Origin of the sequence: Spirosoma endophyticum, from assembly GCF_900112365.1 — a bacterium.
Taxonomy (GTDB): Bacteria; Bacteroidota; Bacteroidia; order Cytophagales; family Spirosomataceae; genus Spirosoma; species Spirosoma endophyticum.
Genome location: NZ_FOLQ01000010.1, coordinates 1 through 22,201, shown reverse-complemented (window position 1 = coordinate 22,201; position 22,201 = coordinate 1). Strand labels below are relative to the sequence as shown.

Annotated in this window: 23 protein-coding genes and 1 tRNA gene; 20 read left to right on the top strand and 4 right to left on the bottom strand. The window is 50.6% G+C overall.

Features of this window, described 5'->3' with window-relative positions; all coding sequences use genetic code 11:
• Window positions 1-47: 47 nt before the first annotated feature.
• Window positions 48-1,589: a DUF4394 domain-containing protein gene (locus BM202_RS22175; protein WP_245776743.1), complete on the bottom strand. Its 1,542-nt coding sequence runs from the start codon at window positions 1,587-1,589 to the stop codon at window positions 48-50.
• A gap of 235 nt (window positions 1,590-1,824) precedes the next feature.
• On the opposite strand from BM202_RS22175, the gene BM202_RS22170 reads away from it, so the two are divergent.
• Window positions 1,825-2,643 (top strand): aldo/keto reductase, encoded by an 819-nt coding sequence (locus BM202_RS22170; protein WP_093830226.1) that lies wholly within the window; start codon window positions 1,825-1,827, stop codon window positions 2,641-2,643.
• Here BM202_RS22170 and BM202_RS22165 read toward each other — a convergent pair.
• The gene (locus BM202_RS22165; protein WP_093830222.1) at window positions 2,640-3,419 is read right to left on the bottom strand and encodes a Nif3-like dinuclear metal center hexameric protein; all 780 of its coding nucleotides are present in this window, start codon (window positions 3,417-3,419) and stop codon (window positions 2,640-2,642) included. The genes BM202_RS22170 and BM202_RS22165 overlap by 4 nt on opposite strands.
• Window positions 3,420-3,847: 428 nt before the next feature.
• On the opposite strand from BM202_RS22165, the gene BM202_RS22160 reads away from it, so the two are divergent.
• From BM202_RS22160 to BM202_RS22135, 6 genes are all read left to right on the top strand, one after another.
• Window positions 3,848-5,233 carry an MATE family efflux transporter gene (locus tag BM202_RS22160; RefSeq protein WP_093830220.1) on the top strand — a complete coding sequence of 462 codons (1,386 nt, stop codon included), beginning with the start codon at window positions 3,848-3,850 and terminating at the stop codon, window positions 5,231-5,233.
• 188 nt (window positions 5,234-5,421) lie between these two features.
• A complete protein-coding gene (gene hflX, locus BM202_RS22155; protein ID WP_093830218.1) occupies window positions 5,422-6,705 on the top strand; it encodes a GTPase HflX in 1,284 nt (427 codons plus the stop codon).
• Window positions 6,706-6,763: 58 nt separating this feature from the next.
• Window positions 6,764-6,838: transfer RNA gene (locus BM202_RS22150), tRNA-Arg, on the top strand.
• A gap of 430 nt (window positions 6,839-7,268) precedes the next feature.
• Window positions 7,269-7,976, top strand: coding sequence for a hypothetical protein (locus BM202_RS22145; protein WP_177236651.1), 708 nt, complete (start codon window positions 7,269-7,271; stop codon window positions 7,974-7,976).
• 38 nt (window positions 7,977-8,014) lie between these two features.
• On the top strand, window positions 8,015-8,383 hold the full coding sequence (locus BM202_RS22140) for a M48 family metallopeptidase (protein ID WP_093830214.1): 369 nt from the start codon (window positions 8,015-8,017) through the stop codon (window positions 8,381-8,383).
• Window positions 8,384-8,945: 562 nt separating this feature from the next.
• The gene (locus BM202_RS22135; RefSeq protein ID WP_093830212.1) at window positions 8,946-11,969 is read left to right on the top strand and encodes an ATP-binding protein; all 3,024 of its coding nucleotides are present in this window, start codon (window positions 8,946-8,948) and stop codon (window positions 11,967-11,969) included.
• Here BM202_RS22135 and BM202_RS37330 read toward each other — a convergent pair.
• Window positions 11,921-12,136, bottom strand: a complete 216-nt coding sequence (locus BM202_RS37330) for a hypothetical protein (protein ID WP_177236650.1) — start codon at window positions 12,134-12,136, stop codon at window positions 11,921-11,923. The genes BM202_RS22135 and BM202_RS37330 overlap by 49 nt on opposite strands.
• A gap of 3 nt (window positions 12,137-12,139) precedes the next feature.
• Here BM202_RS37330 and BM202_RS22130 point away from each other — a divergent pair, with 3 nt between their 5' ends.
• The 13 genes from BM202_RS22130 (at window position 12,140) to BM202_RS22070 (ending at window position 21,328) form a co-directional block, all read left to right on the top strand.
• Entirely contained in the window at window positions 12,140-12,658 is a 519-nt protein-coding gene (locus tag BM202_RS22130) for a hypothetical protein (RefSeq protein WP_093830210.1), read from the top strand.
• Between the two features lie 242 nt (window positions 12,659-12,900).
• Entirely contained in the window at window positions 12,901-13,290 is a 390-nt protein-coding gene (locus BM202_RS22125; protein WP_093830208.1) for a hypothetical protein, read from the top strand.
• Between the two features lie 51 nt (window positions 13,291-13,341).
• Window positions 13,342-13,731, top strand: a complete 390-nt coding sequence (locus tag BM202_RS22120; RefSeq protein ID WP_093830206.1) for a hypothetical protein — start codon at window positions 13,342-13,344, stop codon at window positions 13,729-13,731.
• A 44-nt stretch (window positions 13,732-13,775) separates the two neighbouring features.
• The gene (locus BM202_RS22115; protein ID WP_093830204.1) at window positions 13,776-14,156 is read left to right on the top strand and encodes a hypothetical protein; all 381 of its coding nucleotides are present in this window, start codon (window positions 13,776-13,778) and stop codon (window positions 14,154-14,156) included.
• Window positions 14,153-15,118: a cytochrome-c peroxidase gene (locus tag BM202_RS22110; protein WP_093830202.1), complete on the top strand. Its 966-nt coding sequence runs from the start codon at window positions 14,153-14,155 to the stop codon at window positions 15,116-15,118. The genes BM202_RS22115 and BM202_RS22110 overlap by 4 nt, the downstream gene beginning before the upstream one ends.
• 9 nt (window positions 15,119-15,127) lie before the next feature.
• Entirely contained in the window at window positions 15,128-15,643 is a 516-nt protein-coding gene (locus BM202_RS22105; protein ID WP_093830200.1) for a GNAT family N-acetyltransferase, read from the top strand.
• The gene (locus BM202_RS22100; RefSeq protein ID WP_093830198.1) at window positions 15,643-16,389 is read left to right on the top strand and encodes a hypothetical protein; all 747 of its coding nucleotides are present in this window, start codon (window positions 15,643-15,645) and stop codon (window positions 16,387-16,389) included. The genes BM202_RS22105 and BM202_RS22100 overlap by 1 nt, the downstream gene beginning before the upstream one ends.
• Before the next feature lie 150 nt (window positions 16,390-16,539).
• Window positions 16,540-17,076: a DinB family protein gene (locus tag BM202_RS22095; RefSeq protein ID WP_093830196.1), complete on the top strand. Its 537-nt coding sequence runs from the start codon at window positions 16,540-16,542 to the stop codon at window positions 17,074-17,076.
• Window positions 17,077-17,214: 138 nt separating this feature from the next.
• Window positions 17,215-17,580, top strand: a complete 366-nt coding sequence (locus tag BM202_RS22090) for a hypothetical protein (protein WP_143100727.1) — start codon at window positions 17,215-17,217, stop codon at window positions 17,578-17,580.
• A gap of 163 nt (window positions 17,581-17,743) precedes the next feature.
• Window positions 17,744-18,154, top strand: coding sequence for a hypothetical protein (locus tag BM202_RS22085; protein ID WP_093830192.1), 411 nt, complete (start codon window positions 17,744-17,746; stop codon window positions 18,152-18,154).
• A gap of 97 nt (window positions 18,155-18,251) precedes the next feature.
• Window positions 18,252-19,070, top strand: a complete 819-nt coding sequence (locus tag BM202_RS22080) for a DUF4595 domain-containing protein (RefSeq protein ID WP_093830190.1) — start codon at window positions 18,252-18,254, stop codon at window positions 19,068-19,070.
• A gap of 534 nt (window positions 19,071-19,604) precedes the next feature.
• The gene (locus BM202_RS22075) at window positions 19,605-20,072 is read left to right on the top strand and encodes a hypothetical protein (protein WP_093830188.1); all 468 of its coding nucleotides are present in this window, start codon (window positions 19,605-19,607) and stop codon (window positions 20,070-20,072) included.
• Between the two features lie 452 nt (window positions 20,073-20,524).
• Window positions 20,525-21,328, top strand: coding sequence for a helix-turn-helix domain-containing protein (locus BM202_RS22070; RefSeq protein ID WP_093830186.1), 804 nt, complete (start codon window positions 20,525-20,527; stop codon window positions 21,326-21,328).
• A 554-nt stretch (window positions 21,329-21,882) separates the two neighbouring features.
• Here BM202_RS22070 and BM202_RS22065 read toward each other — a convergent pair.
• A partial coding sequence (locus tag BM202_RS22065; RefSeq protein WP_143100726.1) for an integrase core domain-containing protein occupies window positions 21,883-22,201 on the bottom strand: 319 nt, incomplete at its 5' end.

The following is a 22,201-nucleotide window of genomic DNA, read 5'->3' as shown; positions in this document are numbered from 1 at the left end:
GCCTTGTCTCAGACAAGGCGGGCCATTCAACGTAACAAACTGGCTGCTTAGAACCCTAAGCCGAGCGTGAAACCACGAACCGTTGGATTTCCTGGCAGGGTTGCACCCGCCGTAGCGGTTCCGCTGGCCAGGTTGATCGAGTATACTTTGGTTGAGCCAGCGACACGTAGTAAGGCATAGGCGGTATTACTCATGCCGCCAATATCGAATCCATTGGCGCTTTCGGCATCCACACCCAATGGTCCGACCATCGTTAATGTTCCGGGGTTGGCATTTTGCGTGTATAAAACAGCGCTGCTACCAGGAATAATATTGATATCGTACAACATCGTAGTGGCTGTTCCTACGAAGTTGTTTGTGTAAGCAGCAGCCGATATGTTAGGCGTACCGGGGTTTAAGTTTCCATCTGTTGCGGTTAACGTCCCATTATTTGGATTCAAACGCAGGTTCTGCCCGGTGTTGCTAACCACTCGAATAAGGTCTACAGTGGGGTTGAAATCAAACCCGAAATCCGTACCGGATAAGGTAAATGCACCTGCACTACCAACGGCAACAGCGCTCCAGCTAGTCGTAGCCGTAACCGCAATTGAATATAGTCGGCTGGAGCTTCCCAGGGCCAACAATTGTCCATTTAACGGGCGGGTATCAATACCGACCAGCGATTCGCCCGACTGCAAACCCGCAATTGTTTTAGAAACCGGGGTTGGACTCATTGGATTGAAGACCAGCAGGTTGCTGGTACCTTCGATGGCGTAGGCGACCGGTTCTGTCGGAATAGCCAGACCAATGATCGTGCCAGGCAGATTACCCAATTTTTGTAAACGGCCCGTAGATAGGTTGATCTGCTGCAATTCTGATGCACCGTTAAACGTGACAGCCACCAGCCCTTGCGTATTATCGGTTGGTGAAATATCGAAACCAGCCGCTCCCGTAATGTCCAGGCCCAGTGGTCCAACGTCGGTTAACGTACCGTTGTTTGGTGGATTTTGAATGTAGAGCCGGTCCGTTGCGGGATCGATGTCATACAGCGTTGTCGTTGTCGCTCCTGCTTTATTATTGGTATAAGCTACTTCCGTAATCATAGCGCCCGATACACCATTAATAGCGCCGTCAATAGCCGCTAAGCCCCCTGTTTCAGGATTCAGGCGCAAATCCTGACCGGTATTGGTAACCAGTCGGATACGATCAACCGTTGGATTGAAATCCAGACCAACCATTGTGCCAGAAATAGCGGGGCTAAAGGCCGACATACCGAGTGCTCGTGCTGCCCCTGTCATCGGATTAATCACGAACATGCGGCTCTGGTTACTCACGCCATAAAGCTGCCCGGTAGCGGGTCTGAAATCGATAGCCAGAATACGTTCATCCTGGTTTGTCCCCGAAATAGATACCGGAACTGTAGTACCGGGCGTGCGAACGCTGAATCGCAGGAGTTGATTGGCATCGTTCAGAGCATATACCGTAACATCAGGAACCGTAGCCGGGTCGGGCGCTAAACGGTGATCCTGACACGCGTTCAGGAGTAATAATGAGCTAACAGCCAGGATACCCAGGAGGCTTCGAACTTGTTTTTTGTAAAGCATAGTCATACCGTTATAAGGAGTTATTGATTGACAAGTGACTATACGGCTGTACGCATCAAACGGATTTAATTAAATTAAAAAAAGATTAAAAAATTAATTAAATGAACGAGCATGATTGCCTAAGGAAATGATCTTCACTACGATTTACGGGTCAATCGAACGTAGGAATCCCGAAAGCATAGTCTTTACAAAACATCTTAGCTGATTTTAGTCTTCTACTAGCAGAACCATACGATAGTCAATGAAAATACCATCTACGACTCTTAACAATGGCGTTGAAATGCCCCTGCTGGGCCTTGGAGTTCATGCCCCGAAGAATATCAGCGAGGTGCAGCAGGCCGTCGAGTGGGCGCTGGAAGCGGGTTGCCGCCTGATTGATACAGCCACGGCTTACAACAACGAACGCGAGGTAGCCGATGCTATCCGGGAAAGTGGTATTCCCCGAAGCGATATTTTTATTACAACCAAAGTCTGGAACGATGACCAGGGGTATACCCGCACACTACGTGCCTTTAACCGGAGTTTGGAACGGCTGCGACTTGATGTGATCGACTTGTATCTTATTCACTGGCCCATCAAGGAACACCGGCACGAAACCTGGCGGGCACTGGAGAAAATCTATGCCGACGGCCGCGCCCGCGCTATTGGCGTCTCCAATCATTATCCAGCCCATATAGATGAACTTTTAACCGAGGCCCGCATCATACCTGCTATCAATCAGGTAGAATTCAGTCCCTACAGCTATTTACCTGAGGTGATTACTTATTGTCGTGATAAAAACATTCAGCCCGAAGGCTATGCGCCTATGGTGCGGGGCAAGAAACGGGATGATCCAAAGTTGATCGCACTGGCGGAAAAATATGGTAAATCAACGTATCAGATGCTGGTCAGGTGGTCAATTCAACATGGCGTCGTTACAATCCCAAAATCGGTGAAGCGCGAACGCATTCAGGAAAATTTCAACGTACTGGATTTCAGCATTTCCGACGAAGACATGACGCTGATGGATACCTTCTACGACAATACACGAGTGGCAGATGATCCGCGTACGATTGCTTAAAGTCTGCTTATTGCCGTTGATTGATGAATGTAGCAGTCAATTGACCAGCGTTCATGCAATAAATCAGCTAATTCTTTCAGGCCCCATTCTTCGCTCCGTCGATGGCCAACAGCCACAACGGCCATACCACATTCATCGACCGCTTGTTGGGCAGGTTTACGATACGCACCCGTCAGGTAAACCTGAGCGCCCCGTTCGGCAGCTTCGCGAACAAGCGCATCCGTCATCGCACCGACAACCGCCACTCGGTAGCTAGTTGCTTGCTCTACAACTGAATCCAGCCCGGCTTCTGCCCGTTCATATCCACCAAAAATACGTTTGCATGTATCCAGCCATATATCAAACTCATGACGCGCTACATCAATCAACATGCCAATCGGACGATCTGGAAGTAGCTCACCTGTTGAGGAATTACTCTGTTTATAACCCAACGGTTCAGGGTCACCAATAGCGCCAAGTTTTCTGGACAGCCGCAGATTATACCCAATTGTCAATGTTTCATCGAAAGGCAAATGATGGGCCACGATACCTACGTCGGGCGGAAGAGCGGTCAAATCAAGTTGCCAGTGACGATGTATCCAGAGTCCGTCAACCTGGGTCTCCTTTACCCAGACAGGCAGTCCGGAAAAGGGTTCCAGCAACAGACCAAGCCGCTTTACCGGACGTTCGGATGAATGATAAATACCACCCTGCTCATCGTCCGGATATCGGGCCGTTGCCAACTCAGTATGTAGATAATCATCAATCTCATGTAGAAAAGGGTGGGACGTATTCATACTTGGTTAACTACACAAGCTCATTATGGTTTGCTGCCCGTAGTCAGTAAACGTAGTAAAACTCTTTTGCTCAAACGGATTTTTGGTCGCACGTTCACGTTTGACTTTCTAACCGGGCTGGCGTAAACGAACAATTATAAACCATCTAATTATCAATAAGTTACCCTTAAAGTACTACCGTTTACTCAAACGAATTTGGATTTCGCTAAAAGAAATCCGTAGATTTGCAACCTTAACTGCGTCCGCAACGGCGGTCCGTCAAAGCCCATGATTTTCCTCGCTTAAAAACCCTTCGGAGGTTTTTCTTTTCCTCTCCTGGTTTCTGCCACCCGCCGATCTATCGGACCAGCCGGGTAGCCACACTTACTTTCATAGTATCCAGTACGCTGTCAGTAGCCCCTAAGGCTACGGCATAGTTTTTTGTTTCAATGACCAAATTCTTTCGGTTATTCCTGGCTGCATTGCGCGGTACAGAAACCAATTTTACAACCGGCAGTATTAACCGGGCCATCTTCCTATTGTCGGTTCCGATGATTCTGGAAATGGTAATGGAATCGCTGTTCGCGGTCGTCGATGTATTTTTTGTGGCTAAAATCGGCACGCAGGCCATCGCCACCGTGGGCCTCACCGAATCGGTACTAACGCTGGTCTACTCCGTGGCCATTGGCCTCAGTACGGCGGCAACTGCCTTAGTATCCCGTCGAATCGGCGAGAAAAATGTGCGGGGTGCTAGTATGGCCGTTGGGCAGGTGATCCTGGTTTCGCTTGGGCTCGGCCTGATTATGGGCGTAGTGGGTTTTGTGTTTGCCGAAGACATTCTCCGGCTAATGGGTGGCGATGAACGGCTCATTGCCAACGGTGTAGGATTTACCCGAATGATTTTTGCCAGTGCACCCGCCATCATGCTCCTGTATACATTAAGCGGTTGCCTACGCGGTTCGGGCGATGCCTCTGTAGCGATGCAATCATTATGGATCGCCAATGGCATAAACATTGCGCTTTGTCCGGTATTCATTTTCGGACTGGGTCCGTTTCCTGAACTTGGCGTCATGGGATCGGCCGTTGCGACAACCGCGGGACGTAGCATCGGTGTCCTCTACCAACTCTACGCGCTTACCCGCGTAAAAGGTGTCATACAGGTTCTCCGGTCTGACGTTTCACCCGATACAGGAATTATCCGGCATCTGCTCGGTCTGGCGGTGGGCGGCACAAGTCAGTTTCTGGTGGGTTCAGCCAGCTGGATATTCCTGACGCGCATTCTGTCGACATTCGGCAGTGACGTAGTGGCGGGCTATACCATCGCCATCCGAATTATTGTGTTCACGATTCTGCCATCATGGGGCATGGCCAATGCCGCTGCTACGTTGGTTGGGCAGAATTTGGGGGCTGGTCAGCCCGAACGTGCAGCAACCTCCGCCTGGCGGGCGGCTTTCTGCAACATGCTTTTTCTGGCGGCCGTTGGGCTTGGGTTTTACCTGGGCGCGGCAACCATTGTGGGCCTTTTCGACAACAATGCGAACGTTGTGGCCATTGCGGTCGAATGCCTCCAGGTATTTTGCCTCGGCTACCTGTTTATGGCGTATGGTATGGTGCTAAGTCAGGCTCTCAACGGAGCGGGCGATACTCGCACACCTACGATCATCAACATTGTGTGCTTTTGGGTCGTTGAAATTCCGCTGGCCTATACCCTCGCCCATACCCTGAACTGGGGACCGCCGGGTGTATTCTGGTCGGTAGCGATCAGCGAAACATTGCTGGCCGGTATTGCCGTTTTAGTATTTCGGCGCGGCCGATGGAAAACAGTTCAGGTGTAACGTAAGCTGTTCATTCAGGCTTCGTTACCGCCGAAACTTTTACCCGAAATGACCCGTTATTATTTACAGGCTTATAGTTAATCTGTAAGAGGCCATTCGACGTAGTGGAGTCGGGTTATTAGCCCTGACGCAACCCGGAGTCCTTTATTACAAAGCTATAAATTACCTAATTATCCTTAAGAATTTACATGAACGATACCCATAAACCCGAAGAAACCGCCGTTCTGGTCGCGCTGATTACGCAGAAGCAGACCGCCGATCAGACAAAAGAGTACCTGGACGAGTTAGCGTTTCTGGCCGAAACCTCGGGTGTTAAAACGATCAAAACGTTTACCCAAAAGCTCGAACATCCCGATAACCGCACCTTTGTCGGTAAGGGAAAGCTGGAGGAAATCCAGACCTATATTCTTGACAATCCGGTTGATGCCATCATTTTCGATGATGACCTGACACCGTCGCAGGTGCGAAACCTGGAAGATAGTTTCAAAGATGTCAAAGTGCTTGACCGCAGCTTGCTCATCCTGAATATTTTCTCGATGCGTGCGCAAACGGCCCAATCGCGGGTGCAAGTCGAGTTGGCCCAATACCAGTACATGTATCCCCGTCTGACCCGCATGTGGAGTCACTTAACCAGCCAGAAAGGGGGTGTGGGGATGCGTGGACCGGGGGAGAAAGAGCTTGAAACGGACCGTCGGATTGTGAAAGACAGGATTTCTTTTTTAAAAGAGAAACTGGCCAAGATCGATAAACAGAGTGTTACTCGCCGGAAAGAGCGCGACCGTCTGGTACGGGTGGCGCTGGTCGGTTATACCAACGTAGGCAAGTCAACGCTCATGCGGACGCTGGCTAAAACTGATGTTTTTGCCGAAAACAAGTTGTTTGCTACAGTCGATTCGACCGTTCGCAAAGTAACGCTTGGCAACGTTCCATTTTTGCTGACCGATACCGTTGGTTTTATCCGGAAATTACCGACAATGCTGATCGAGTCGTTTAAGTCGACGCTCGACGAAGTACGGGAAGCCGATATTCTGGTTCACGTAGTGGACGTATCGCATCCGAATTTCGAAGAGCAGATTGAAGTCGTCAATGCTACGTTAGCCGACATCAAAGCGGCCGACAAGCCTATGGTGCTGGTTTTCAATAAAATGGACCGGTTTGTGCCAAAAGAGGAGTGGACAGAGACCGACGAGACAAGCGCTGAGGACGAATTTACGGAGGATGGCCTGCGTGAGGAAGTTATTATTCCGGTAGCGGTACGTCGGAAAACGGCCCTGGAATACCTCAAGAAAACGTATCTGGCCCAAAAGGCAGACTACGTAGCGTTTATTTCGGCCGAAACGGGCGAGAACATTGGCGAACTCCGCGAGTTGCTTTATGATCTGGTAAAAGAGAAGCACTACTACATTTATCCCAACTGGGTTCATGTGCCGCTCAGCGAATCGGCTGAATACAGCGACGGTTTGGCAGGTTAACAGATTTTCGGCAATTTTGCATTCATAAGCGAGCGGTCAACATGACCGCTCCTTTTTTGGTCTCGTAGTTCAACGGATAGAATAAGCGTTTCCTAAACGCTTGATACGGGTTCGATTCCCGTCGAGACTACCACTTTTGACAGAAAGCCCACATACCTAGCGTATTGGGCTTTTTCACTTTTATTTCGTCTCTAATTGATCAGCTAGCACAGTCGACCCTTAGCCATCTTTAGGCTGTATTCACGATCTATTTCAAAACGATACGTTAAAAAGGACAATACACGTTGCTTTAAACAACGTAATCCATACGGTTCCTTCGTTTCCAACTATGCCCAAACTAGACTTACAAACCCTCTAATCCTAGCTTTGGGATTCGGCCAATATCCTGCGGGGCAGCATTGATAGCTCCGATTTTAAAAAATTACATCTTCGGGATGCTGTTCCTTAAACGTGCCAATGACGTGGTTCGAGGAGGAAGTCGAAGCCATCATAGCGCGCGAAGATTATTCCCGCGAGGAAGCTGAAGCCTCTATCTAGACAAACCCCTTCGCGAGCACAACTTATTGCAGGCCATTTCCCACGTCAACCGAACGTACCGCAGCAAAGCCGCTGGCTTCATTATCGACTATTTCGGCATCACGGCCTCGCTGATGCAGGCCCTGGACATCTTCTCGGGCGATCTCCGCCCCGACGAAATTCCGAAGCTGGAACTGAATCATGCCAAACTTATTACGTTCGCCAAACTCATCAAAGTGGATCGTCATTACCAGCGCGATGTGTTCATCGACGCGTTTGTCCGCTACGTTGAGCCAATTCACCACCACGATACGTTCAAAGAGTTGCTGAAGACATTCAATAAGTCGAGCAGAATTGTGCTGCCCAACGTAGCGGCCATGAAGTACGAAGCGGATTTCAAGCTATTCAACGAAATCAAACTGAAAGCCCGCAATGCCTACCCCGATGACGAGGAATTGAAAGTCAGTGCCGACGAGAGCCTAATGCTTCAGGTCCTGATCAACAAGCACCTGATTGCCGAAGGAGTCGAAAACTTACTGGCCGAACCCGTGTCCATTATCGACCGCGACAAATTCCGGGCCGACATCCTGAATGCTTCACCGGCTACGAAGGAATTGAAGATGCGTAACCAGCTCAAATACACCATTAAAGTGGGCATGGACCGCAACCCCGATTTCTTTAAACCATTGGCCCAACGACTGGACAATTTGTTGGCAAGTATTATTACACCGAAGTGGTTACTAACGCTACGTTAGATAAAGTCCACATTGATTAAAATTAATCTCGCTTCCGAATACAAGTCAACCCGACGCTCAATAGTCAACCGATTATTCATCAGGCATTAGATGCCTTTTTTCGGGCCACGGCGCACGAGAAATTAACGGTACGCGTCCGTCAGTGGTCTGCTAAGACGGTCCTCCCCTATCAGGAACTGAAGTTCCGACAGATGAGCAAACGCTGGGGCAGTTGCACCCGTACCAATGCCATTATCCTCAACCCCGATCTGATCAAACTTCCCTACACGCTCATCGACTACGTAATCGTGCACGAACTGTGCCACACGAAGGTGAAAAGTCACGCCAAAGAATTCTGGGCCGAGCTATCTCACTATATGCCAAACTGGAGAGAGTTAGACGAGTGGCTTAGTCGGTATCGGGTGTAATAATACTCAGGACCTTGATCTAACCAGCCAAATACGCCTTGCTTCTCAAATTCGCCATATTGCTATCTGCACGCAGCCATCTACCCGAGGGCCTTTCGTTTCTTCTATCCTGCCAAACTGATCTACTATACAGGCATCGGTGTATTTTAACGGAGGGTTTTGTGAACGATTTTCATGGACTGCAAACTTCAACTATGTCCTTCATAGACAAAATATTACAGGCCATGTAGTTTAAATAAACTACCCTTTTATTGGACGAAGCGGTTCGTTCTAGAATGATGTATGACGATGACGAACGCAGAGCTCGCACAAAACCAATAGTTGGTCATAATTGGTCTATCTCTTGTCCGTTCCATAGCTACCTAACTAAATGCAGCCCAAGACGATTTAGTCTTTTTTTGAACTAAATCCAACGCTCAAATAGCCATCCATTTAGCTTTAAGTGGGAACCCCTGAGTACCGGTGGCTAACACAAAGGAAATGAGTGAGGGAACTACCAGCAAGAATAACTAACTTGATTTCGGCAACTTCCCGGACTTGCCCCACTTGTTTCTAGCCAAGTATGAATGACAAGTTAGTGGATACCTACCGAAACAGAATTTGGCTCGTTTGGTGCACCCTAGGCTGGATGGCCATAGCGGTGAGCTTCAGTCAGGCGCAACCCTTACGCGTAGCAACGGGCAGAATGACGATTGACAGTCTGCCTCTACAAGGCGTGCTTCTCAATCAGGGCTGGCGGTGGAAAGCGGGCGATAACCCGAATTGGGCGAATCCAGCATATGATGATCGCTCCTGGCAAGGCATCGACCCCACTAAAGACATTATGGAACTGCCCGATGTTCGGCAAGCAGGGGTAGGCTGGTTTCGATTGCAATTGGTGATTAAGCCTACGGTGCTAACTGAGTCATTGGCTTGTCTGATTAGTCAGACTGGAGCTTCTGAAGTTTTCCTAAATGGTCATCTTGTGCATCGCTTCGGACAAATTAATAAGTATGGGCAGGCAACCCAGACCTATAATCCAAGAAATGAACCAGTTTCCTTGTCATTAAGCGGAGATTCACTGCAAACGTTGGCCGTTCGGTTTGCTTATGACAAGGATTTGCTCTACACGACTGAATTTATCGGAAAGAATGCGCTGTTTCAGGCTCGCATCAATAATGTCACCAACGCGGTCAGATTCTATCGCATCTACGGTTTAAGCATATTACCGCTTGATTTTGCGAAAACGGGTATCTTCTTCATCCTGGCCATCCTGCACCTGGCTTTTTTCCTCTACTATCCCGTCCAGCGAGCCAATCTGTATTTTACCCTGTTTTCGCTGTGCAGTATGGTAACCTACTATCTGCAAACCCAATTGGGTGCCCAGTCCGTTGACTCGCTGCAGGGCCGACTCATCGCCATCGCTATTTTAACCAATCTGTTTCACCTGCTCCAACTGAATGCCCTGTATAGTTTGTTTAAACGACCACTAGGTTTCTCCTACTGGTTGCTGTTTGGTTGGTGTCTGGTGAATATTCCCCTAACCGTCTGGCCCTACGCCTGGGGTTTGAGAATTGGCCACGAATTGTATTACCTGGTTTGTTTGGGCGAGTCAATCCGCCTAGCCGTGCTAGCGGTCAGGCAAAAGCAACGGGGAGCCAGTATTATCATGCGGGGTGTAATCATTGCCTTGGTGTTCACCAGTATGTATACTTTTTCGCTTCCCTTCTCGTTTCGATCAACCGCTTACCAGCAACTCTTTCTGACGGGTAACTGGGTGTATTATCTGTACCTCCACCTCCCCTACAACGTGGGGTATCTGAGTATTCCCGTGGCCATCTCCTTGTATCTGGGCCTTGAGTTTGCCTTTACGAGCCGAACCCTGGAAACCAAGCTGGTCGAAATACAAGCGCTCTCCCAAAAGACCCTGGCCCAGGAAGCCGAAAAGCTGAAATTAGTGGCCGAGCAGAATGAGGTACTGGAGCAAACCGTACAGGAGCGAACCGAAAAGATTCAGCAGCAGGCCGACAAACTCCGGGAGATCGACACCATCAAATCCCGCTTTTTTACCAACCTGACTCATGAATTTCGCACCCCCCTAACCTTAATGCTTGGCCCGGCTGAACAAGTGTTGGCCCAAACAGAAGAACCCCAAACCAAACTGCAGGTGGGGCTCCTGCATCGAAACGCCAAGCGGTTGCTCCAACTCATCAATCAACTGCTCGATCTGAGTAAGTTAGAAGCGGGCAAAACCCAGCTAACCCCCACAGCCGTCGATCTGGTGAGTTTAGTAAAGGGCACCCTGCTTTCGTTTGAGTCACTGGCCCATCAGAAACAAATCGCGCTGCACGTGACGGCCAACCGCGACCAGTTGGCGATGGACCTGGACCGGGACAAGATCGAAAAAATACTCTACAACCTGTTTTCTAATGCCATCAAGTTCACCTCAGCCGGGGGCGAGGTATTTGTGGGGCTAACCCATGAAGTTGTCGGAGAAGAGGAACCATGGGCTACGTTGGTCGTTCGGGACTCAGGCGTTGGTATTCCGACTGCTAAACTTCCTTACGTGTTCGATCAGTTCTACCAGGTGGATGCCTCCAACACCCGTGAGCAGGAAGGTTTCGGTATTGGGCTGGCCCTCACCAAAGAACTAGTCGAGTTGCACGGTGGCCGGATTCACATCGACAGTGACGAGGGTGTTGGTACCACCCTCACGGTCCGGCTACCTGTCCGTCAGGAGCAACCCGTTCAAACGGGTAAAGAGCCAGTCTTGCCCGCTTCGTACGGCGAGATACCACCCGTGCCCGCCCCGCTCCCCCCATCGCCCGAAGTCGCCGACGCGCCCCAACTTCTGCTGATCGAAGATAATGACGAGGTGCGTCAATTCATCCGCTCGTCCCTAACGCATCAGTACCGAATCAGCGAAGCCGTTAACGGGGAGGATGGCCTTCGACTCGCCCAGCAGGACATACCGGATCTGGTCATTACCGACCTGATGATGCCCAAACTCGATGGCTACCAGGTGTGCCAGGCCTTGAAGCAGGACGAGCGCACCAGCCACATTCCCATCGTGATGTTAACGGCCAAAGCCGACCTGGACAGCCGGATCGAGGGGTTGCAAATAGGGGCCGATAGTTACCTGGCCAAGCCGTTTCACCAGCGGGAGCTACTGGCTCAGATTACGAACTTAATCACCACTCGTCGGCAACTCCGGGAACGATATAGCCAGGACAATATTTGGCCTACCACAGACTCGGCCTTACCGTCGATGGAGCAGGCGTTCCTGGATCGTGTTCGAGCAGCGATCCTGGAACGTCTGGACGATGAAAGCTTCAGTGTCGATCAACTCAGCGACGAAGTGGGCCTGAGTCGTACCCAGCTTCACCGCAAACTCAAAGCGCTCATCAACCAGTCGCCCGGCGATTTAATTCGCATCGTTCGACTGCAACGAGCGTTGGATTTATTGACCCGCAACGTAGCAACCATATCCGAAGTAGCCTACTTGGTTGGCTTTAGCAACCCGGCCAGTTTTTCCACCAGTTTCTCCCGCCACTTCGGCTACGCCCCCAGCGAAGTGAAAAAGAACGTAGACACATCCGTATCCTGATTCCCTCCGCCAGGCCCCGAAAGTGCGCTAAACAGGCTAAAAAGCAGCCGTTGCAACGTTTTCGAATGCATTTGCAACGTACGCGAAAGCCACTTACGAGCGGCTTGTTTTCCTTTGTGGTGTCGTTTCGCCGGTCCTAATCCGACCAGTACCCTTTTCTTAATCACAACATGGAAACCAAGTCGCATTCACCTTATCGGGTCTTTCTGGCCTACTTACTACTAACGTTTTACTGCTTCGGCGGGGGCATGATGAATGAATTTGTCGAGTACCTCAGCTACGCCGATCTGGGCCGCTCGATCCCTCCCGCCGACTTTGCGCGTTGGCACCAGGCCACCAGCCAAAACGTATTACCGTGCCTGGTGGGGCCGATTCTACTGGGTAATATTGCCCTACTCGCTTTATTTTTTAACCGGCCACCAAGCGTTCCCAAATGGACGCTTGGGGCTGCGCTGATATGCGCCATACTAGCCTGGACATCGACTATCTTGTTTCAGGTGCCCATTGAAACACAGTTTGATCAGGGTAACTATACCCCAGCGCTGATGGAGCGTTTGTGGCAAACCGACTGGATTCGTAAAGGAGCCTTCTTTGTCGAGATTGGCGTCGTCCTATATATGGCTACGTGTTTCTTCCAGTCGGTAGCCGTTCGCCCAGTAGCGCTTAATGCCGTCTCTACGGTCTTGTAAGCGGTCACCGTCTTCATTCCCTGTAGTAATAAACCATTTCCTGCTGTTTAGCTGCGAGGAGACGAACGAATTGGTGTACCCATTCGCAATGAACGGGTCGGGGCTCTGTGATGGAGTATCTACTGTTACCCAAATCAGGGCCTTTAACGACTAAAGTAAATGATCAAGGCTTCTAGCCAATTCACAAGCGTATGTCAATAGCGAAACGTATAAAACCAGTACTTAACCCAAGCTAACCATCCATGAAAAAAGTACGTATCTTATTGCTGTCCCTCATCGCCCTGACTGCTCTATCATTTGTCACCCCGCCCAATACCCTGGTAGGACGCTGGCAGCAAACGGTGAAAGGAGCTACCGCGTTACTGGTCTTTCGAGCGAACAATACCTTCGATATTTTCATCAATAATAAAGTGTTCACCAGCGGCAAATACACGGTTCGACAGGACACCTTTGCCCTGGCTGACCCGGCTTGCCATATGGACTACTACGGTACGTACAAACTTGATTTCTTCGCGCCCGATTCGGTCCGCTTTACGGCGATTGCCGACACCTGCAACGGACGTCGGAGTGACATGCACCAGTTTACTGCCGGTCGGCGGTCCACCGATGCAGTCCCTGTAGTCAAACCCTGACGAGCTACCTCTATCCATAACCTGTCAATACAGTTTTTCCCCGAGTGGTCCATGAAAAAAGCATTCATCATACCCCTGGTGGGCATCGCCCTGACCGCCCTATCGTTGATCAGCCCGCCTAACCCGCTGGTAGGCCGTTGGCAACAGCTCTATAAAGGAGCAACCGCGCTGTTCGTTTTTCGGGCCGACAGTACGTTTGATGTGTTCATTAACGGCAAAGCCTTTACACACGGAAACTATTTCGTCCGAAAGGACACCCTGGGGATGGCCGACGTCAGTTGCAATCTGACTTACTATGGTACCTACAAACTTAGCTTTTATGCCCCTGATTCTGTTCGGTTCGTTACCATTCGGGATACCTGTAAGGGGCGTAACGGTGATCTGCACAACTTTACCGTGGGTAGGCGGTCCGCCGATGCGGTTAAAGCAGCCAAGCCCTGACGGAAACAGTATGGAAATGAATGAGATAAACAGTCACATCGATCATGAAAAAAAGATTAACCCTCACCGTAGGCTTCATTGGGCTAGTAGTCCTGTCGTCTTTTGTCATTGATCCTCCAAACCCAGTGGTCGGGCGCTGGCGGCAGCAAATAGACGGAGCAACGCTACGATTCAATTTCCGGCCTGACGGTACCTACGACGGGTTCGTCAATGGGAAGTCGTATTTAACGGGTCGCTATTACGTCCGGCAGGATACGATTGGGGTCACCGACGGTAAGTGTAACCCGACTTACTTCGGTAGCTATAGATTGCAGTTTTTAAACTCTGATTCGGTTCGATTCACCGCGATTCTGGATACCTGTCGGGACCGCCGGGAGACGGTACCCACCCTGGCGCTTGGTCGGGTTACTACCGGTAAGCCATGAAAACCTACCCCTATCTCCTAATCGCTCTTATCGCCTTCGTTTTGGTGGGCGCTACGCTGGTGACCGAGCCGCCCATGGACAAAATGAGTTTGGGCAAGCGCTTGTTTTTTGATCCCATTCTCTCGCGCAACCGCACCATCAGTTGCGCGAGCTGCCACCGGGAAGAATTCGCCTTTGCCGATACGGCAGCGCTGAGTCTGGGCGTGTTTGGCCGCCAAGGTAAACGCAATACCCCTTCGGCCATGAATATGCGCTTGCAGGCGAACTTCTTCTGGGACGGGCGGGCCGCTACCCTGGAAGAGCAGGCGCTGATCCCCATCGCTAATCCCGATGAAATGGATTTGCCCGTTGATCTGGCCATCAAACGCCTGAATGCTAACCGAAAATACCGGGCTTATTTTAAGCAGGTATTTGGGGAGCTGCCCACCAAAACCAATCTGGCCAAAGCGCTGTCCGAGTTTGAGCAAACCCTGGAAACGGCCGAATCACCCCTGGATGATTGGCGAATGAACGATAACGAAGCGGCCGTGAGTGAATCGGCCAAGCGGGGCTTTGCCCTCTTCAATGGCAAAGCCAACTGCGTGCAGTGTCATTTCGGGGCCGACTTTAATAGTTCGGAATTTCGCAACATTGGCCTCTTCGATGGCAAAACCCTGGCCGACAGTGGCCGGGCCGCAATCACCAAGCGGACGGCTGATTTGGGCAAGTTCAAGATCGGCCCCTTACGCAATGTGGCCCTGACGGCACCTTATATGCACAACGGGATGTTCAAAACGCTGGCCGAGGTCATCAATCATTACAATGCCCCCGACCAGCGGGTGCCGGGCGCCATCAACCGCGACCCGCTGCTAGCCAAACCGTTAGGACTCACCCCACAGGAGAAAGGGGATCTGAAAGAATTCTTGCGGTCGCTGACCGACAAGCGCTTCCTGGTGAAGGCTACATCGACGAAGAAAACATAGTCAATAACCATGGCCTTACTGACTCTTCAAACTAACCGGCTGACGCTGACACCTTTTGCCAAAACCGATCTGGCTGAACTGCACGCCCTGTTTACCGATTCGGACATCCGGCGTTACCTGCTGGATAAACGGATCGTGGAGGAGACCTGGACGGCGTCTGTGATCGAGGGAAGCCTGGGCATGTTCCAGAACCAAGGTTACGGCTTGTGGGCCATTCGACAAACTGATCAACGACCCATTATCGGCTTTTGTGGCTACTGGCGATTCGAGCACTTGAAATACCCGCTGCAACTTATCTATGGGTTGCTGCCCGCCTGGTGGGGTCAGGGTTTAGCCACCGAAGCTGCCCGCGCTATGCTCAGTTACGGATTTGAAACCGTAGGGTTTACCGGGATTATCGCAGCAACGGACCTGCCAAACCAGGCGTCGGTACGGGTAATGAATCGATTGGGCATGAGCCACTTAGAAACCGACGAGACCACGGTGTATTACCGATTGATACCACCGTTTGAGCCACTAATCTGATGAAGAACCTCTCCCAATGGGCCAGCCGACACGCCCCGCTTGCCATTGCCCTAATCATCCTGTTTGACGTAGCTAACGCCCTCAACGGCTTCGTGCTGGGGGCTACCCTGCTGGACAACGTACCAACGGCCGGGCTGCTCGCTGGTGTTACGGTGCTGGTTGGTTGGGCCGTGGCCGTTCGGTGGCTGTATTACACCAGCGCGGGCGGTTATTGGTTTCGGCGACGCTGCCTGTTCGGGGCATTTCTGGGCAATTTTCTCTTATTCGGGCTAGTAGCAGGACTGATGACCCCCCGCCCCCAGCCGCACGACGTACTGGCCAGCGCGTGGGGGAGTCGGATCATTGAGAGCCGGGCCGATACGCTCATCCGGCCCGACACCCTGCGGCCAGTCAGGCAGTTGATAATTGCAGCGAACACGGGCCAGACCGAGCGACAGACCGGCAAGCGGGTCGGGTTTGTGCTGTTGTTTGTACTGAGCTTAGTTCTGTTGTACGGATCGATGGCCCTGGCCTGTAGCATCGCCTGCTCGGGTTACGGATTTCTGGCAGCCGTGGTTTACCTGCTGGGCTTAGGTTTTCTGGCGGGCGGCCTCTTTTTCCTGGGTCGCCTTCGGGAAAAACCAATCCGGAAACTTCGGCAGATGACGCCCGACCAACGCCGACGAACAAGCCGACGTTTCTGGCGGGCATGGGGACTGCTCATCGGTATCGTCCTGCTGTTAACGCTGATTGGGTCTATATTTTGAACAGGATTAGCTTAAACACGCCAAACGACTCATGAAGGCTCGTTATCAATGACTATTCTCACCCGATTCCCAACTACACATGGCAGAAGTTGGGGCGCTTTCGGCTGAACACAAACAATCCTGCTAAACCCAGCCAATAAACCCATTTCGATGCATCCCCAGTTGAAACCCCTTCTGTCTGAGATCGCCACGGCCCGCACCCGCTACATCAGCACGGTGACACAATTGACCGAGCAGCAGGCGCAGTATAAACCCACGCCTGAGGTATGGAGCGCCCTGGAGAACACCGAACACCTGTTCTGGGCCGAACAGGGCGGTATCTGGGGCATGTGGCGGGCCCTGGAGGCTTACCGCCAGGGCACACCCATCTGGTCCGGGGAACTCACGAACCGGGGACGCTCTATTGAGGACGTGATTGAGCAGACCTGGCAACCCAAAGAAACCGTTCCGGCCAATGCCGCCCCGCGCCTGGGCGGGACACTGGCGTTCTGGTGTGCTTCGCTGGCGAGTTTACAATCCCTGTTGAAAGCGTTCAGCTACGCCGTGGACGGAGAAGATCTGGACGCCATTATTCATCCCCACCCCATTTCCGGCCCGCTGGACATCGGGCAGCGGTTTGCGTTTCTGCGCTTTCACATCGACAGGCACCGACGGCAGATTGGTGCGCTTTTCACCAATGACTTGTAGCTAATGAGAACCAGTCCCGCTTCGTAGGCCAACGCTAGTCAATCAACAGCCAGTCAACTAGCAACATAAAACCATGAATCAGGTAGCCACCTAACTCCAAGAGCGGGCGGAGGAACCCGTCCATGACCTAACAAATCGATGACAAACGCATCCATCCTAACCCTCCTGTGCGTAGCGATCCTTCGTGTAGGGTTCAGTCTGCTGCCCAACCCGATGATCGGCCGCTGGCAGCAGGAATTTTCTGATGGCCGAAGGGCACTAGCCGTCTTTCGGGCCGATAGTACGCTGGACTTTTTTGTCAACTGGAAGGCCTCTGGCCGTGGCCGCTATTACGTCCAACAGGATACGCTTGGCCTGTCATATGCCTCGTGCAACGGGGCCTATACCGGCACCTACCGGCTCAGTTTTTTTGCCCATGACTCGGTTCAGTTTAGCGTTCTGGAGGACACTTGCCGCGAGCGACGCCTGGGCATGGACGGCGTGACGATGGGTCGGGTTGACTAACATACGTCCCCGTTAAAGGTAACGAGATAGTACGGGTAATGTCAGTTTGTAAACACGCAACTAATTACTCTTAATATTTATTATTCAGCTATTTATTTACCAAATTTAGTCGTTTTAACGCAATAGATTTGACCTGATCAGGAAACTCGTACTAGTATATCAGATGAAAAAACAAATCATCCTGACTTGCCTAACCTGTGTAGGCGTAATAGTCGGTGCGCAGGCGCAGTATACGTTGGCCAGTACGGCCTGGCAAGGCACGGTTCAATTATATCGGGTTATGGATATCGTTTTGCAGTTCGACAAGGACACCATTCGGATGTATTCGGTTCCGGATAATGTCCTGGCTGAGACGAAATTGCTGGAAACCATGACCTACACCACGAAGGGTGATACGTTCACCTGGAAGAAAGTGAGTGGCGGTAGCCCCTGTGATACGGAGACGCCCGGAACCTGGCGATACACCATTAGCCGTAACGAAATGACACTCAATGTGGTTGACGATGCCTGCGAAGCCCGTGCGGGTGCTCATGCGCGCGTAACGTTCAAAAAAGTAGCGTTCCGGGTGAAGTAACGGGAAACTAGTGAGCGGGTTAACCGGCTGTTTGTACCCGTTACCGTTGGGATGTCAGCCGATTGGGAGACGATCAAAGTAATAAACGCATAACATCATGACCAACCTAGCCAAGCTTTGGGTAGCGATCACGCTCCTGTTTATAACCTGCCAACCGCGCGTGGAACCGGCGTCGGATTGTCGGCTGACCATCCGGGAGAATACCGACACGTACACGTATCAGTTCGATGAAGCGGGAAAATTGATCGCTAGTCAAACGATCACGGCTGGTGGTTCTGCTGATTTCCGCTATACCTATCAGGGTAATAAAGCGACGATCGATGTGACATACCCATCCTCAAGCTGGCTTCGGATTCAGTATGATTTAACGCTGAACCTGGACGGATACGCCGTAACGGCTCAGCAGACGATGTATAACCAGTTGGCCAACGGCACTACCCAGGAATCCGTGACGGCCACCCACACCTTTGCTTACGACGCCCAGGGCTACCTGGTTAATCACCAGGCCGATGAATTTTCCTATCCGCCCGGAGGAGTTAAAATTATCAAACATTCAGCAGCGCATCTAACCTATCAGGATGGCAACCCAGTTACCATTGAGGTCGCGCTTTCAACAGCGGGAACGGCTCCGTCAGTGAGCACCATCAGTAATCGGTATGGTCAACAGGCCAATCCGTTGAAAATTCCTTTTCTACTGGAATTCAATCCGTTTGGGTTTAACATCTCCCGCTATCTACAACCCTTTTTGGGCAAGCCTGCCCAGCGCCTGCTCACGGCCTCGGACAACCAGCAAGCGGGTCGGCCGACGAACAGTACGGCCTACACCTACCAAGTTGACCCGAGTGGGAACCTAGTCGGCGTCAACCGTACCGGCGTCTATTCCATCACCAGTTCGTTGGAGAATCACTGCCCCTAAGTTGATCCGAATCGGCCGGGTACCTGTGTAGGGACTAGCGAGTGATGTTATTGAACGATCAGAGCGGTTGTCAGTGTAGACCCTTGAGAGAGCGAAACGGTATTGACAGGTGGCACAATCGAAATGGACGATCAACTGAACGAGTCGCACCGAATCGGCAAACATACCCAGAACACTAATTCTTTATCCCGAAATGATTTCTCTTCCTGAAAAACAGCTGTTTGTACCGTTTGTGCTCAAACTGATTAGGTAGTTCACTAAATCGAAACTTGACCAAAAGTGACAACGACATAAAAACAGCCCAACCGAGCTTGGCTACCAAGTCACTATTTAGGCGTGATTATCAACACTGAAGGGTGTGCCCCCAATTAAAATTTTACTGTCTTGTCCTGTTTTTATTCGGAGGTTTACCTGAACAATTTTTTTTGCTGATTATCACCACAAATCGGCGGTAGGCCAACGATTCAACCCACGTGGTGGCTCTACTGGCCAGACTAACTGGCCAAAGTAGTAAGCCCATCACAGCGGCTGATTTTGATTAGCGACTCGGGCCTTACCCTGAATGACCCCAACACCCTGCATCGTGACCTACCTGGCCAGCCGGAATTTCTGAAACACCAACGCGACGAACACGGGGAATCGTACACCCATGTAGCCCCACTAGATATCGACTACTTGTCTGTTTGCCCAACCATGATGATTGAAAGCGAAACCAATGGCACCTATCTGCAACAGGAAATCTATTTCCCTAAATCCACCCAGCTGGTACAGTTTTGTGACACACTGGATTTGTCCGATTTGTATACTAAATTTGTTCTACGGGTTCAGTGTTATTATAGCCCAGCGACAAGCGGGCTGCCAGCGCCGTACGTTCACAACAAGCAGGCATTCCTGTCGATTAGCTACGCTATCATGCAATCGAATACTTCAGTACGTGTATTTCAACGTTCAAAAATACCTGGGCGGCCGTTTCAGCGATCGATTCAAAACGACTTAGCATAGGCCCGTCCGCCGGTGTGGTTGTCGTAAGGATCGTCGGCCTGACTAACACAGGTTGCTTTTCCTTTGGGTCAAATTATAAAGAAGTAAATTGGGACTACGTTTGACGAGTAATATGTTAAGGGAACATCCTACGATCAACCACTTCATACAAGCCCTGAACAGAGGCCCAAAAGTGGTTTAAAAAGGCGAGCAAAGCGCGGGAGGCATTAAGCCCTGTGGGCTACTTTCTAACGTTACCCATAAACAATCTGTTTTGTAGACGCGCATGGACTAACCAAAACATTGGTAAAGTTGCGTGGACTATATAGGTGTTCATCTCAACGAAGCAGTTCGGGTGGTCCTGTCTAAGTAGCCGATTAATAAGTAATCGGTTCTACATTTAATACGGGTTATATATTGAATCGAATATCTTCTTTATCTGCCATGCATAACTCTTTACCAACTTGAACTATATGAGCACGACGACCGAACGGTTTATCAGTTTAACCGAAACGATCTGTTTCGTCGATCATAATTCGGTCATACCGGAACGAATTCTCCACAGTTATAAACTAGTCATCTGCTTTAACGGAAGCTATTCCGCAGTCGTCAATGGGGAGGCATTGTCCAATGTGACGGGTTATTTGCTGGGGAGTAATGTTCCTCATAGCGCTGATGCCAGGGGAGCGAGTGTCCTCATCTACTTTATTGAGCTGGAAGGCCGAATCGGTCAGGCTATTCGATCCATGCTTGGCGAGTCGAAATACATCGACCTTTCGTCCTTGCTGGCTACCGATCCGTTTCAACCCCTGCTGGCCACCGGCTTCCCGGCTTTACAGGCCGGAACCATAGCTGATTTTGCTGACGAAGTTATCTTAACCCTTTTTCCTAAGCTGCGCAGTCAGCCAACGCCGGTGCTAGACCGACGGGTCAACTTAGCGCTGAGTTATATCGAAGCCAACCTGCACCGAACCATAATGCTAAAAGAGATTGCGGACTTGATCAATTTATCGCCCGAGCGAACGCGTCATTTGTTTATTGAACAAGTCGGTGCCCCCTTTAGCGAGTATGTACTTTGGAAGCGTATCAAGTCGGTAGTTTGCGCTGTTAAGCGGGATAAAATGGATTTTGGGGAGGCCGCCCTTCGGTTTGGTTTTGCCGATCAGTCCCATTTCGGTCGTATTTTCAGACGTCTTTTTGGCTGTAACGCTTCTTTTCTACTGAAAAATTTACCGGACATACAGCTAATCTCACCCTCGCTGAGCGAAGAGGTATAAATACGTTTACACGAAAACTAATTAGGCTATGGATACTCTTTCGTAGTCCTCATTGTCTTAAGCACACCTCTCGATCATCTTTTATCTTGAAAATAAACAGTAGCCTGCTGTTAGGTTGTCTATTTTAACCAAACCTAGAAGGTAGAAACGCACAGCCACGCCGAATTGAACGCCAATTTCCAAAGGTCTGGTATCGCTTTTAAACGTGCTTCCCATTGAAAAAGGGATTTAAGGGGATCAGGTTTTAATAAGGGTTGTCTAGCCGGTGAAGGGGTTAGCCATAGACTACAAATACTGTCAGTTTGCCACCCAACTGGAGACTAACCGAGGTGAGTCTAGCCCGAAATTCAATGACTCTCACAAAAGCAGAAGCATAAGGGGCGAAATCGTGCAACCTGATAGAGAACTAACTGCCTACTCGTTACGTGACAGGAGGCTTACGAGAAACAGATGCGCGAGGCATTCTGTAGTCAACCGACTACACAGAATAGTCAGAAAATTGAGGCCATTCAAGTTGATCCGGTGGACTTGCAATAGTATACTGGAGATATTTTTCAGGCAGCCATCTGAGAGGTGTAAAAATAAGATTCCTGTTGAGCGGGAGTTTGGTAATTCAAGCTTGAATGTCTCCGCCGACGATTATACCAGCCCTCAATATACTCGAAGGTGGCTAACCGGGCAGCGGCCCGCGTTGGAAAGTCAGTATGGTTCACTAATTCGCTTTTGAATGTTTTGAAAAAGCTCTCAGCTACTGCATTGTCCCAGCAATTGCCTTTACGACTCATACTTTGCACGACAGGCAGGCCTCTCAACTGATCCCGAAATTCAGTGCAGGCATACTGGACACCACGATCTGAATGAAATAGAAGTTTA

Coding starts and splice junctions, on each gene's coding strand:
- BM202_RS22165 (WP_093830222.1), bottom strand. CDS start 3,419: ATGAATACGTCCCACCCTTTTCTACATGAGATTGATGATTATCTACAT.
- BM202_RS22160 (WP_093830220.1), top strand. CDS start 3,848: ATGACCAAATTCTTTCGGTTATTCCTGGCTGCATTGCGCGGTACAGAA.
- BM202_RS22090 (WP_143100727.1), top strand. CDS start 17,215: ATGACAAACGCATCCATCCTAACCCTCCTGTGCGTAGCGATCCTTCGT.
- BM202_RS22170 (WP_093830226.1), top strand. CDS start 1,825: ATGAAAATACCATCTACGACTCTTAACAATGGCGTTGAAATGCCCCTG.
- hflX (WP_093830218.1), top strand. CDS start 5,422: ATGAACGATACCCATAAACCCGAAGAAACCGCCGTTCTGGTCGCGCTG.
- BM202_RS22115 (WP_093830204.1), top strand. CDS start 13,776: ATGAAAAAAAGATTAACCCTCACCGTAGGCTTCATTGGGCTAGTAGTC.
- BM202_RS22175 (WP_245776743.1), bottom strand. CDS start 1,589: ATGACTATGCTTTACAAAAAACAAGTTCGAAGCCTCCTGGGTATCCTG.
- BM202_RS22085 (WP_093830192.1), top strand. CDS start 17,744: ATGAAAAAACAAATCATCCTGACTTGCCTAACCTGTGTAGGCGTAATA.
- BM202_RS22105 (WP_093830200.1), top strand. CDS start 15,128: ATGGCCTTACTGACTCTTCAAACTAACCGGCTGACGCTGACACCTTTT.
- BM202_RS22125 (WP_093830208.1), top strand. CDS start 12,901: ATGAAAAAAGTACGTATCTTATTGCTGTCCCTCATCGCCCTGACTGCT.
- BM202_RS22080 (WP_093830190.1), top strand. CDS start 18,252: ATGACCAACCTAGCCAAGCTTTGGGTAGCGATCACGCTCCTGTTTATA.
- BM202_RS22095 (WP_093830196.1), top strand. CDS start 16,540: ATGCATCCCCAGTTGAAACCCCTTCTGTCTGAGATCGCCACGGCCCGC.
- BM202_RS22120 (WP_093830206.1), top strand. CDS start 13,342: ATGAAAAAAGCATTCATCATACCCCTGGTGGGCATCGCCCTGACCGCC.
- BM202_RS22110 (WP_093830202.1), top strand. CDS start 14,153: ATGAAAACCTACCCCTATCTCCTAATCGCTCTTATCGCCTTCGTTTTG.
- BM202_RS22100 (WP_093830198.1), top strand. CDS start 15,643: ATGAAGAACCTCTCCCAATGGGCCAGCCGACACGCCCCGCTTGCCATT.
- BM202_RS22135 (WP_093830212.1), top strand. CDS start 8,946: ATGAATGACAAGTTAGTGGATACCTACCGAAACAGAATTTGGCTCGTT.
- BM202_RS22130 (WP_093830210.1), top strand. CDS start 12,140: ATGGAAACCAAGTCGCATTCACCTTATCGGGTCTTTCTGGCCTACTTA.
- BM202_RS22070 (WP_093830186.1), top strand. CDS start 20,525: ATGAGCACGACGACCGAACGGTTTATCAGTTTAACCGAAACGATCTGT.